The organism is Mesorhizobium sp. B1-1-7, from assembly GCF_006442705.1.
Classification (GTDB): domain Bacteria; phylum Pseudomonadota; class Alphaproteobacteria; order Rhizobiales; family Rhizobiaceae; genus Mesorhizobium; species Mesorhizobium opportunistum.
Genome location: NZ_VFWQ01000011.1, coordinates 187,649 through 199,376, shown reverse-complemented (window position 1 = coordinate 199,376; position 11,728 = coordinate 187,649). Strand labels below are relative to the sequence as shown.

General features: G+C 62.0%; 17 protein-coding genes. 8 read left to right on the top strand and 9 right to left on the bottom strand.

The features are described 5' to 3' along the window. The first annotated feature begins 56 nt into the window (after positions 1-56). Positions 57-311, top strand: a complete 255-nt coding sequence (locus FJ978_RS20555; RefSeq protein WP_140573534.1) for a YjhX family toxin — start codon at positions 57-59, stop codon at positions 309-311. Between the two features lie 46 nt (positions 312-357). Here the strand turns inward: FJ978_RS20555 and FJ978_RS20550 are convergent, their stop codons facing one another. Together FJ978_RS20550 and FJ978_RS20545 are read right to left on the bottom strand one after the other, a co-directional pair. Beyond that, on the bottom strand, positions 358-789 hold the full coding sequence (locus tag FJ978_RS20550; protein WP_013895773.1) for a CBS domain-containing protein: 432 nt from the start codon (positions 787-789) through the stop codon (positions 358-360). A gap of 87 nt (positions 790-876) precedes the next feature. After that, entirely contained in the window at positions 877-1,632 is a 756-nt protein-coding gene (locus FJ978_RS20545) for a rhomboid family intramembrane serine protease (protein WP_013895774.1), read from the bottom strand. A gap of 393 nt (positions 1,633-2,025) precedes the next feature. Here FJ978_RS20545 and FJ978_RS20540 point away from each other — a divergent pair, with 393 nt between their 5' ends. The 4 genes from FJ978_RS20540 (at position 2,026) to FJ978_RS20525 (ending at position 5,122) form a co-directional block, all read left to right on the top strand. Continuing rightward, on the top strand, positions 2,026-2,658 hold the full coding sequence (locus FJ978_RS20540) for a PAS domain-containing protein (protein ID WP_140573532.1): 633 nt from the start codon (positions 2,026-2,028) through the stop codon (positions 2,656-2,658). A 118-nt stretch (positions 2,659-2,776) separates the two neighbouring features. Continuing rightward, positions 2,777-3,394, top strand: a complete 618-nt coding sequence (locus FJ978_RS20535; protein ID WP_013895776.1) for a PilZ domain-containing protein — start codon at positions 2,777-2,779, stop codon at positions 3,392-3,394. 280 nt (positions 3,395-3,674) lie between these two features. Beyond that, on the top strand, positions 3,675-4,283 hold the full coding sequence (locus FJ978_RS20530; protein WP_013895777.1) for a transglutaminase-like cysteine peptidase: 609 nt from the start codon (positions 3,675-3,677) through the stop codon (positions 4,281-4,283). A 233-nt stretch (positions 4,284-4,516) separates the two neighbouring features. After that, positions 4,517-5,122 (top strand): ankyrin repeat domain-containing protein, encoded by a 606-nt coding sequence (locus FJ978_RS20525; RefSeq protein ID WP_246678171.1) that lies wholly within the window; start codon positions 4,517-4,519, stop codon positions 5,120-5,122. 43 nt (positions 5,123-5,165) lie between these two features. Here the strand turns inward: FJ978_RS20525 and FJ978_RS20520 are convergent, their stop codons facing one another. Together FJ978_RS20520 and FJ978_RS20515 are read right to left on the bottom strand one after the other, a co-directional pair. Beyond that, positions 5,166-5,693 (bottom strand): gamma carbonic anhydrase family protein, encoded by a 528-nt coding sequence (locus FJ978_RS20520; RefSeq protein WP_140573530.1) that lies wholly within the window; start codon positions 5,691-5,693, stop codon positions 5,166-5,168. A 20-nt stretch (positions 5,694-5,713) separates the two neighbouring features. Next, positions 5,714-6,055, bottom strand: coding sequence for a hypothetical protein (locus tag FJ978_RS20515; protein WP_140573528.1), 342 nt, complete (start codon positions 6,053-6,055; stop codon positions 5,714-5,716). 123 nt (positions 6,056-6,178) lie between these two features. Between FJ978_RS20515 and FJ978_RS20510 the strand changes: the two genes are divergently transcribed. Next, on the top strand, positions 6,179-6,910 hold the full coding sequence (locus FJ978_RS20510; RefSeq protein WP_140573526.1) for a hypothetical protein: 732 nt from the start codon (positions 6,179-6,181) through the stop codon (positions 6,908-6,910). A 56-nt stretch (positions 6,911-6,966) separates the two neighbouring features. On the opposite strand, the gene FJ978_RS20505 is transcribed toward FJ978_RS20510, so the two are convergent. Both FJ978_RS20505 and cysE read right to left on the bottom strand, forming a co-directional pair. Then, positions 6,967-7,170: a DUF3126 family protein gene (locus FJ978_RS20505; RefSeq protein WP_023764279.1), complete on the bottom strand. Its 204-nt coding sequence runs from the start codon at positions 7,168-7,170 to the stop codon at positions 6,967-6,969. Positions 7,171-7,324: 154 nt separating this feature from the next. Beyond that, a complete protein-coding gene (gene cysE / locus FJ978_RS20500; protein WP_140573524.1) occupies positions 7,325-8,173 on the bottom strand; it encodes a serine O-acetyltransferase in 849 nt (282 codons plus the stop codon). Positions 8,174-8,318: 145 nt separating this feature from the next. Between cysE and FJ978_RS20495 the strand changes: the two genes are divergently transcribed. Continuing rightward, complete coding sequence (locus tag FJ978_RS20495; protein ID WP_140573522.1) at positions 8,319-8,924, top strand: hypothetical protein; 606 nt, start codon at positions 8,319-8,321, stop codon at positions 8,922-8,924. Between the two features lie 142 nt (positions 8,925-9,066). On the opposite strand, the gene FJ978_RS20490 is transcribed toward FJ978_RS20495, so the two are convergent. From FJ978_RS20490 to FJ978_RS20480, 3 genes are read right to left on the bottom strand one after another with little or no spacing between them, the layout of a single operon-like run. Continuing rightward, positions 9,067-9,834, bottom strand: a complete 768-nt coding sequence (locus FJ978_RS20490; protein ID WP_140573520.1) for an alpha/beta hydrolase — start codon at positions 9,832-9,834, stop codon at positions 9,067-9,069. A gap of 19 nt (positions 9,835-9,853) precedes the next feature. Beyond that, positions 9,854-10,414 carry a DUF192 domain-containing protein gene (locus FJ978_RS20485; RefSeq protein ID WP_140573518.1) on the bottom strand — a complete coding sequence of 187 codons (561 nt, stop codon included), beginning with the start codon at positions 10,412-10,414 and terminating at the stop codon, positions 9,854-9,856. Between the two features lie 23 nt (positions 10,415-10,437). Beyond that, positions 10,438-11,034: a cold-shock protein gene (locus FJ978_RS20480; protein ID WP_013895787.1), complete on the bottom strand. Its 597-nt coding sequence runs from the start codon at positions 11,032-11,034 to the stop codon at positions 10,438-10,440. Positions 11,035-11,250: 216 nt separating this feature from the next. Here FJ978_RS20480 and gloA point away from each other — a divergent pair, with 216 nt between their 5' ends. Then, positions 11,251-11,691 carry a lactoylglutathione lyase gene (gene gloA, locus FJ978_RS20475; RefSeq protein WP_023764274.1) on the top strand — a complete coding sequence of 147 codons (441 nt, stop codon included), beginning with the start codon at positions 11,251-11,253 and terminating at the stop codon, positions 11,689-11,691. The last annotated feature ends 37 nt before the right edge of the window (positions 11,692-11,728 follow it).

Sequence of the window (11,728 nt, the reverse complement as noted above, 5' to 3'; positions counted from 1 at the left end):
CCGTGCCGCGAAGCTCCGCGGCGGCGGCTTTTTTTGTTTTCCCGGAAAACTCTCCCATGGATATTTCGCGCACTGAACAGCGCATCCTGCACCTGCTTGCGCAGGGCGGACGCATTGAAATCGAAAAGAACCAGAAGAAGCGGATCGCCTCCGTCAAATGCCTGACCCGTGACGGCTGGCATTATCCGGGCGTCGATCTCGACCTGTTTCGAAAACTGAAACGCAAGAAGGCGGTTTCGTCGTCGGGTGGCGGTCCCTACATCACAAGGCGCGGACTTGAACTCGTCCGCTCCGAACTCGACAACAGGTAGCCTTGTGCCGCCGGCCGGAATACCGACCGGCGGTTTCCTTCGCCGCTCAGGCGGTGGCGATGTAGGCGCGTATTTCCTCGGCCTCACGCTCGACATCCTCGATGCGGCGCTTGACCACGTCGCCGATGGATACGATGCCATCGAGCAGGCCGTCCTTTTCCACCGGCAGGTGGCGGAAACGCCCCCTGGTCATGATCTCCATCACCTCGTTGACGGTGTGGTTCTCGTTGCAGATCTTCACCTTCGGCGTCATGGCCGAGCGCACGGGAATGTCGAGCGCGGCGCCACCTTCCCTGGCGACCACCCGCACGATGTCGCGTTCGGACAGGATGCCGACGATCTTGTGATCGCCGTTGGTGATGACCAACGCGCCGATCTTGTGTTCGGCCAGGATGCGGATGGCTTCGCTCAGCTTTTCGTTCGGCCCGAGCGTCAACACGTCATGGCCTTTTCTTTCCAGAATTGCCTTAACCGTCATGGCGTCCTCCTCTGCTTCGCCTGCCGGTTCCCTGCCCAGACCGGCCTCACGCAAGAGTGAACATCGTGCGCCGTGATCGGTTGCATTTCAAGTGCGGTCGAGGCTCTCCCATTCCGGTGCCTGCCATCCTCTGTCGAACCACCGCAGGCCGAAAAAGCCCGCGATAAAGCCGCCAATATGAGCCTCCCAGGCAATCTGGCCATCTGTTCCCGGCGCGAAGCCAAGAAGGCCGGTGGCGAGGTTGATGATCATCCACATGGCAAGGAAGATGACGACGCCGCGCGAGCGCAGCACGATCGAGACCGGCAGCACCGGGCCCGCGAAAGCCGCCTTGCCGGCCGAACGGTCGGTGTGGAAGCCAAAACGCGCCGCGGCACCCATCATGCCCGATATGGCGCCGGAAGCGCCGACCAGCGGCGCCTCTCCGTACGGATGCATCGCCCAGAAGAGGCCCACGGAAGCCAGTCCGGTCACGGCAAAGAACAGTGCGAACCGGAGTGCGCCCAGACGATTGGCCAGCGGCGAGCCAAAAGCCGCGAGCCAGACCATGTTGATGGCGATATGGGCAAAACCGCCATGCATGAAGGCATAGGTGAAGGGCCGCGTGAACAGGAACCAGTCGAAGCCGTATTGTCCGGTGTAGAGGACGGGAATGAAGGCCCCGTCGTACAACAGCGTCATCTGCTGCGTGTCGTTCAGCCCATACTGCTGCAGCAGAAAGACAGCCGCGCAGATGCCGATGATCGCGAGCACGACCGGCGGCAGGTTGAACACCGGCTCGCGACGCCGCTCCGGCTCCAGGCCGGCCTGTTCCATTTCGGGGGGACTTTCGGGTTCGCTCATAAGCGCCAGCACTCGATCCAGGGAATTTAGTCGGGCGAGCATCTAGACCACTGGCAGCCAACTCACAAAGGGCGAATCGCCCCAGCGCGAATCAAAAAAGAAGCCGTCCAAGGTTTCCCTTGAACGGCCGGTCGAGCCCCCTGCTCCCCTAAAACTCTTGACTGAAGTGCTGCCGATCGTCGCAAAACGACCGCTTCTGGAGTGGTTTTGGTGTGCCACAGGGCTCGCCCGGGCGCAACGTAAACCACTTGTTAACCTTAACGGCCCCGACCCGTGAACAAGTGTTAACGACGCTGGCACGCTTCCTGCTCGGCAACGCATGTAGGTCATCGGAGGGCGCCCTTCTGTTCACCGATGGGACATCAGACGACAGAATGCGCGGAGCTGCATAGCATGAACCAGAACGGATCGATCACGCTGTTCCACTATTGGAACCGCCTGCGTGACGGACGCCCCGCTCCGAAGCGGTCGGAGGTCGAGCCGGCCGACATCAAAGCGCTGCTTGCCGATACGTTCATCCTGGAACGGGACACGCGCGGGCAACCCGTGTTTCGCCTGGCCGGCACCAGGCTGTGCGCCTGTTATGGCCGCGAACTCAAGGGGTTCTCGTTCCCGTCGCTGTGGCGCGAAAAAGACCAGCGGCTGGTATCGCGGCTGATCCATGGCGTCTTCGACCAGAAATCGGTCGTGCTGATCGCCTTCGAGGGCTTCAGTCGCAACGGCCGCTCCAACAAGTTCGAATTGCTTGCCCTGCCGCTTGACGGCGGTGTCGAAAACCCGCGTTGCCTCGGCGTGATCAGCGCCGTGGAGAAGCCGTTCTGGCTGGGCGCGGATCCGATCACCGACGCATTGATCGATTCGATCCGCGTCATCGACCCGGAAAAGGAACTCCTCAACAACCGCCCTGCGATCAGCGTTCCGTCGCTCGTTCCCGACGAGATCGACACGCCCGAAACGATCTCGGAACTCGGCCGCGCGCGCCGCATCCGCCATCTCGTCGTGTTCGACGGCGGACGTGAGGAATAGTTGACGATCTGCCGGCCCAACGGGCTCACTTTTCCCCTTTGTTAACCCGCTTTGTTGTAGTTCTGCGATGAAGTTCCTCGCATCGACGCGCGGAATGCCAAACGGGGTGTAGGCAGACATGAGGTCAGCGGCGGTCGACTACGCGCCGTCCCAAGCTGAAAGGCGTAACTTTCAGCGCGTCCGGGTCAAGATATACGGGCGCTTCATGCTGGAAGACCGCACCGAACACCCTTGCCAAGTCGTCGACATGTCGCCCGGCAACGTCGCGTTTCGCACCGATCGCATCGGTATGCCCGGCGAGAAAGTCATCGCCTATATCGACCATATCGGCCGCATTGAAGGCGTCGTGACACGCACCCTGCAGGACGGCTTTGCGATGACGGTGATTGCGTCCGACCGCAAGAAGGACAAGCTTGCCGCGCAATTGACCTGGCTTGCCAACAAGCACGAGCTCGACCTGCCGGAAGACCGCCGCCACGAGCGCGTCGCACCGCGCAATCCGACCAGCGTGCTGCAGCTCACCGACGGCCGCCAATATCAGTGCCGGATCATCGACCTGTCGCTGTCGGGCGCGGCGGTCGAGATCGACGTCAAACCGGCGATCGGCGTCCAGGTCACGCTCGGCACCATGCGCGGGCAGATCGTTCGCCATTTCGAGGATGGCGTCGCCATCGAATTCGCCGTCATCCAGCGCCCCGAGACGCTCGATTCCGAATTCAACACACCGCGCGCCTGACCGGGTCGGCCAGGCCAGGACGCCCCAATCGAACCGGCCCTTCGCGGCCGGTTTTTTGTTCAGCGCCACAGCAACTGAGATCCTGCCGGACAGCCCAAGATCGCGGTTCTCGACAGCCTGCGCCCTCGAAAGACAGGTTTCCGCAATCCAAACAATTCAATACTCAAATGATTCAAATTTTATGTTTATTCTATGGGCGTTTTACTTAATATCTACTTCGCGCCTTTGCGTCAAATAAATCCACCTGTGGCAATGTCTCCTTCGAACGGGGAGACTAGAAATGAAAAAAACGAGGGGCAAGCTATTGCTGCTGGCAATGGCGATGCAGCTTTCCGCTTGGGGATCAGCATATGCCGCGGGACCGGCCTATATGCACACCGGCGGCCGCACCACACAGCCTGTTGGCCATTATGAATTCTGCCAGCGCATTCCCGGCGAATGCAACGAGAAGACGCCCAAGGGAGCGCCGGTCGACCTGACCCGCAAGCTCTGGGCAACGATCATCAATATCAACAATTCGGTCAACACCCGCGTCAAGCCGCGCACCGACATGGAAAACTACGGTGTCGAGGAATACTGGGCCTATCCCGACAATGGCTATGGCGACTGCGAGGACTACGCGCTGGAAAAGCGCCGCGCGCTGATGGATATCGGCGTGCCGGCCGGCGACCTGCTGATGACGGTCGCCCGCCAGCCCAACGGCGACGGCCATGCCGTGCTGACCGTGCGCACCAGCCTCGGCGAGTTCATTCTCGACAATCTGCAAACCAAGGTGCTGTCCTGGACGGACACCGACTACACCTATCTCAAGCGCCAATCGACGGAGAATTCCGGCGTTTGGGTGACGATCAACGACGGCCGCTCCGACGCGGTCGCCAGCGTCCGCTAAAGGCGCACAGAGAACAGAGATCAAGCGCGTCGCACGAATGGACGCGCTTCAGGAGAAACCCGGTCGAGTCCCCACCCTCCCCGTCCCCAACGACCGGGTCATAGGAGCCGGCCCCGTCCCCGGGCCGGCTCCGCCATTTCTGGCGGTCACTTGAGCAACCTATCACCTTTGGCGGCCCCGAAGATCGGTCGAGCCAATGGTGTCATCCCGACCCACCTTTCCACGAGCAGCAGGTGGAGGCACTATACGCCATTGATTTCGCCACCTGGATCACGGTGATGTTGGAAATCCCGGAAGATCGATGCGAGCGCCATCGTCTGTTCAAGGCGATCGACGACGCGTTCAAGGCCGGTGACTTCGATGACCTTGGCAAAGCCCTGGGCGACTCGCCGCGCTGGTTCAACGAACGCATGCCGTTTGAACTCGGCCTCGGCCACCCGCTGGAATATGCGATCTATTGGAGCCCGGTCGGCTTCATCTCGACCTTGCTGGATGCGGGCTCCGATCCGAATTATCAGGATCACGGTGGCTTTCCGGCAATCATTGCCGCGCTGTCCACGGACCGCACCGACCGACTGGAAATCGTCAGACTGTTGATCGATGGTGGCGCCGATCCCAACATGCGGGGCGTGAACGACTGGACACCGCTTCACTATTCAGTGGTCATTCGTAGCGCCGACGCAATCCGCCTGCTTTTGGCGGCAGGCGCCGACCCGATGCTCGAAACCCGCATCGACAACTATACGACAGCCGTCGAGGAGGCCGACAATGCAGGCTTCGAAGCCGGTGCTTCATTGTTGCGTGATGCGATAGCCGGACGCGACTCTAGCGGACGGTGAATTGGGCTGCGACTGTCGGCAACAGGAACAAGCCAGACTGGCCTCAAACCTTCTTCAGCCCTGCCTTGAAGCGTTTGCCGTTGGCGACGTAATGCGCGGCCGACCCGCGCAACCTGGCGATTGCCGCGTCGTCCAGCACCCTGATCGCCTTGGCGGGCGAGCCGACGATCAGCGAATTGTCCGGGAATTCCTTGCCTTCGGTGACCAGCGCACCGGCTCCGACCAGGCAATTCCTGCCGATCTTCGCTCCGTTCAGCACGATGGCGCCCATGCCGATCAGGCTGTTGTCGCCGATCGTGCAGCCATGCAGCATCGCCCGGTGGCCGATCGTGCAGCCTTCGCCGATGATCAGCGGAAAGCCGGGATCGGTGTGCATGACCGTATGTTCCTGCACATTGGTGTCGGCGCCGATGACAACAGGTTCATTGTCGCCGCGGATGACGACGCCGAACCAGAACCCGGCGTTGCGGCCGACGCTGACATTGCCGATCAGCGTCGCATCGGGTGCGATCCAGTTCGAGCCGGCGTCCACGAAGCTGGGTTCCGTTCCATCGATCGCATAAAGCGGCATTGTCGGCCTCCGAATCGCCTTCAGGCTGGAATGCCGGACCCTAGGAGACGGATCGTCCATGAGGCAATGGCAAGCACGACTACGCCCAGGGCCAGGGACCAGGCAATCGCGGTGCAACCGCACGACAAGAGCGCCACTGTCGAAATGCGGTTCAGGCGCCTGGCATCCAGGGCATCGTTGATCAGCATGAAGGGCCCGGCGCCGGCGGTCGCCGCCAGCGAGCGCAGCACATGCGAGGGCGATACATAGGGTTCCGCGAAGGCGACCTTCCGGCCTGACACCAGCTCCATCGTCGAGCCGATCAGCCCGCAGACCGTCAGCCCGACGACAAAAGCGAACAGGAAAGGTTCCATATCAGTCATCTTAACCCTCCATTTACCATGAAATCGCACAGTCGTTTCAGCAAGGCTGCAAGAGCCGTGCCGAGCGATGTGTGCCGCCGATGGACACCCAAGGCGCATGGCAAGCTGGATTCGAGGACCGAGATGAAACAGGCAACGATCGCCGACGGCCCCGAGCTCACCGTGGTCGATTCCGTGCTGATGAAGCGGGTGTTCTACGCCTTCGCGGCGCTGGCCTTGCTGTCGATCGCCATCAGCCTTGGCGGCAAATGGTTCGGGCACTCCATCGCCATGGCCGGCTATACGGACGATCCGACCATCCATCAGGTGGTCATCGGCAACAATGTCATTGCCGTTCCAGCCAACACCATCCGGTTCGCCCAGGCCCGGCGCGAAGGCATCGCCTCGCGTCTCGACCTTTATCTTCGCTATCCGCAGATGGACGGCTTCAGTGCGGCGGCGAGCGACGACTTCAATCACACCGGGACAGCCAAGAACATCATTTTCCTGTCCTTCGAACAGCAGATGATGTCGCGCGACATGAGCGGCCGGTTCGCGCCGATCTACAGCGCGCTGATCGTCCAGCCCGGCATTCCCGGGCCGGGCGGCACGACGGTCTACGGCTTCAACGAGAAGTCAGGCTACCTGAACGAGGTGCTGGTCGTCGGCAAGCGGGAGGGCAAGGCTCCTTTCGTGGCGCGATGCCTGAGCGGGCCGAGCGCCGGCGAATCGCTGGCGCCCTGCGAGCGGGATATCCATGTCGGCGAGGATCTCAGCCTCACCTATCGTTTTCCGAAAGAGCTTCTCGATGATTGGCAGGCGCTCGACGCGGCAATGACGAACGAGGCTGCGCGAATCCTGAAAACCGGGCACTGACGGACAGGTGCCGAGGCCGGCCGCGCTCGACGCGGCCCGCCATGAAAATAGCTGGCTCAGGCCAGATCGATGTCGAGGATCGCCATCGAGAAATTGTAGTCGCCGTCGTCCTCATCCTTGAAGACGATGCCGAGGAACTCTTCACCGACATAGACTTCGGCCGAATCCTCTTTGCGCGGCCGAGCCTTGACCACAAGCTTGGGGTTCTGGAAGACGCGCTTGAAATAGGCGTCCAGCTTTCTGATTTCGTCCGGCTTCAACAGTCTTCTCCGATCATCGGGCTTGCTGGTTTGAAGGGCGCTTCTGGCACGTCGACAATGGCGATGTAAAGGCAAGCCCGCTGTATTGCACCGGAAGCCGCAGCGCCGCCGGGCAAATCGCGATCACGCCAAGGCGGCGCGCCGGCGAGGAAAATCAGATATCGAAGCTGACCACCTGGTCCATCGTCTGCGACGGCAGCAACTGGTCCATCTGGCGCGAAGGCTGATCGCAGCCGGTCTCGCCAACGACACGGGCCGGCACGCCGGCAACCGTCTTGTTGTGCGGCACCGGTGACAGCACCACCGAGCCCGCGGCGATCTTGGAGCAGTGGCCTATCTCGATGTTGCCGAGGATCTTGGCGCCGGCGCCGATCAGCACACCACGGCGGATCTTGGGGTGGCGGTCGCCGCCGGCCTTGCCGGTGCCGCCCAGCGTCACGCCGTGCAGAATCGATACGTCGTCCTCGATGACCGCGGTCTCGCCGACGACGAGGCCGGTGGCGTGATCGATGAAGATGCCCATGCCGATGCGCGCGGCTGGGTTGATGTCGGTCTGGAAGACCGACGACGAGCGGCTCTGCAGGTAGAGCGCGAAATCCTTGCGGCCCTGGTTCCACAGCCAATGCGCCAGCCGATGGGTCTGGATGGCGTGAAAGCCCTTGAAATAGAGAACCGGCATGATGAACCGGTCGCAGGCCGGGTCGCGGTCATAATAGGCCTGGATGTCGACGCGCACCGTGGTCGGCCAGCCCTTGTCATCGGCCAGCATCGACTTGAAGGTCTGGCGGATGAGGTCGGAGCCGATGTCCTGATGGGCGAGCCGCTCGGCGATCCGGTGGATCACGGCCTCTTCCAGGCTCTCCTGATTGAGGATCGTCGAATAGAGGAAGGCGGCAAGCAGCGGATCACGGTTGACCGCTTCCATCGCTTCGTCACGGATCGAACGCCAGATCGGATCGACCGGCTGCAACGCGCTCTGGCGGGAAATGCTGATGCTGTTCATCGACGTCTTGTCCTGCGTCCTGCTAGCTTGCCTGTGGTGCTGCCTGCTATCTGGCCGCACATATAGGCCAGATCATAGCACGATTGAACTCAATTTTCCTTAGTGCTCTGTCAAATGGATTTGGTTCGCAGGAATTCAAGCAGCCATGGAAAACGAACCCTTGATCGACAATGCAGTGAAAACCGAGCTTTCGGCGCTCTACCAGGCAAAGGGCCGCCACTACCACAACCTTGCCCATATCGAGGCGATGCTGGCGCTGGCTGGCGACTATCGGCGGCTGCTCGGCGACCCCCAGGCCGTCGAGGCGGCAATCTGGTTCCACGACGCCATCTACGATAGCAAGGCCAAGAACAATGAGGCCAAAAGTGCGGCTCTTGCCGAGAAATGGCTCGCGGGCCGCATCGATGCCGGGCGCCTGAGCCGCATCAGAGCGATGATCCTGGCCACCGCAACGCATGAACTGCCCCGGTTCGACGACGCAACGGCGACGCGGGACGCCAGCCTGTTCCTCGACATGGATCTGTCGATCCTGGGTGCCGGGCCGGATGCTTTCGACGCCTATGAGCGCGCGGTCCGGCGCGAATATGACTGGGTCGAGGAGCCGATGTGGCGTGCCGGCCGCGGCGCGGTGCTAACGAATTTCCTTGCCCGTCCGCACATCTTCCACACGGAGGAATTTCGCCAACGTTTCGAGCCGCAGGCCAGGCTGAACATGGCGCGGTCGCTGGAGGCGCTGCAGAAGCCTGCCTGACCGGTCCCCGTGGCGCCCTTGCGTGGGTCGCCTTAAGTAGTTCGTGCCGCCGGGATCGTATCGAACAGGGCCCCGAGAAACGCTCGCAAAGTCGGTTCAAGGAGCGAGAAAGCCGGACTGAGCCCAGGCCCGCTGCGCAGCTTCAAAGCGGATGTTCGGCGTAGAACTCCAGCACGCGCTGCTTGAAGGTCTTGTCACCGACCGCCAGCATATGGTCCCTGCCCTCGATGTGAAAAGCCCTGGCGTTCGGCATCAGGGCGGCCAGCTCGTCCGGCGAACCGCCAATGTCGTCGGTGGTGCCGACCGCGATCAGCGTCGGTTGGGAGATGCGGGCAATATCTTCGTCGCTCAACAGCTCCCGCGATTTGGCGATGCAGGCGGCAAGCGCCCGGCGGTCGCTGCGGGTCTGGTCGGCGAAGGCGCGAAACGAGCGGCCGCGCGGATGCGTGGTGGCGGCCGGATCGTCGGCAAGAAGGGCCGCGGCGATCGGATCCCAGTCGCCGACACCGTCGATCATGCCGATGCCGAGGCCGCCGAAGACCAGCGTCGCCACCTTGTCCGGATCTGACAGCGCCAGGAACGCCGCGATACGCGCGCCCATCGAATAACCCATCACGTGCGCACGTTCGATGCCGAGATGATCCAGCAGGGCGGCCGCGTCGGAGGCCATGGCGTCGGGCGTGTAGTCGGCCTCGTCATAGCTCTTGGACGACGAGCCGTGGCCGCGATTGTCGAAGGCGATGGCGCGGTAGCCGGCATCGTTGAGCGTCTTGAACCAGCCGGGCGACACCCAGTTGACATAGTGGCTCGAAGCGAAGCCGTGGATCATCAGCACCGGATCGCCCTCGCCCGATGCCGGCTGGCGGTCGAGGAAGGCAAGATCGAAACCGTCGTGTGAAAAATACTGCATCAGCGACCCGCCTGTGTACTCAACCGCCGCCGTTGGGTGCATCGCCCTTGTCGGCCGGCGGCACGCCAGGCCCCGATGCGGTGCCAATCGCCGGATGGCGCAACAGATCGCCGTCCGCGATACCGTCCCGGGCGGCCGTGCCGGCCTTGAGTTCGAGCACGAAGCGGACCGGCTCGCCTGGCGACACGATCGCCTCGGATTGCGGCTCGCCTTGCTTGATCGCCCGGATCCTGCCGTCCTGGCCGACAAAGATCAGGTCGAGCGGCATCGGCGTGTTCTTCATCCAGAAATTGACCTCGCGGGTCTCGTCGAAGACGAACAGCATGCCATGATCGTCGGCCATGTCCTTGCGGAACATCAGGCCGGCCTCCCGCTCTGCCTCGTTATCGGCGACTTCGATCGAAAAGGAGCGTTCGCCGCTTTTCGTCACCGCGACCAGCGGCGTCGGGTCGACAGGAAGGAGCATCGCCCTGCCATCGGCCGCGCTGGGTACCTGGAAATAGAAGAAAGCGCCTGCGGCGATGATGACGGCAGCAACGGCGCAGATCACTCCCGCCGTCAGCCAGTTCCTGTGAGCCATACGAAATCCTCGGCCGGGTCGCCCTAATGCGAGACCGGCAAGGTACCCATATCGGGGTGAATTTCGGCGGCCATAAGGCCTTTGTCACCGCGCCCGAAACGGACCAGCACGACCTGTCCAGGCCGAAGCTCGGTGATGCCGTAGCGGCGCAAGGTCTCCATATGGACGAAAATGTCCTCGGTACCCTCGCCGCGCGTCAGGAAGCCAAATCCCTTGGTGCGGTTGAACCATTTGACCAAGGCACGTTCGAGCCCGCTCTCCGGCGTCACCGAGACGTGGGTGCGCTGCTCCTGCATTTCCGCGGGATGGACGGCGGTGGTGACATCCATGGACAGCACGCGGAAGGCCTGCAGGCCGCGCTCGCCCTGTTTGACAAGGCAGACCACGCGCGCGCCTTCCAGGGCTGTCTGGAAGCCGTCCCGTCGAAGACATGTCACATGGAGGAGGATATCGCCCGAAATACCGTCATCCGGAAGGATGAACCCGTACCCCTTGGCCACATCGAACCACTTGATGGCGCCAGCTATTTCGACGAGATCGGCAGCATCGCCGCCTTCGTCGCGCGTCAAGGCGTCGCCAAGGGTATCGGCCCGCCCCGTCAAAGAGGCCTTTTCCCCCATAAGAATGCCCCCTCTTTTCAAGAACACCGCAACTGATTCTTGATACCAGATTAACACCGGCGCTTCCCGTGTGTGCAAGACCTGACGTGCCTTTTTTCACGGTTCATTGCGGGAATACCGTATTTGTTCTTTGCCGGCATCCCCGCGGCCCGACGATTGCCCTTTGAGCGACCCGACCCTATGTTGCGCCGCAACCCAACAAATCGAGGAAAACACATGCGCTATCTGCACACCATGGTCCGCGTCGCCGATGTCGATGCCTCGCTCGATTTCTACTGCAACAAGCTCGGCCTGAAGGAAGTGCGCCGCTATGAAAACGAGCAGGGCCGCTACACGCTGATCTTCCTTGCCGCGCCGGAAGACGAGCAAAGCGGCATCAACGAGAAGGCACCGCTGGTCGAACTCACCTACAATTGGGATTCGGAGGACTACAAGGGCGGGCGCAATTTTGGTCACCTCGCCTATGAGGTCGACGACATCTATGCCACCTGCCAGCGGCTGATGGACAGCGGCGTCACCATCAACCGGCCGCCGCGTGACGGCAACATGGCCTTCGTCAGGTCACCCGACGGCATCTCCATCGAGCTTTTGCAGAAAGGTCCGGCCAAGGCCAAGGCCGAGCCCTGGGCTTCGATGGCGAACACCGGAAGCTGGTAAGCTTCCATCCATGCCGGGCGAATATTGCCCGGCGGCC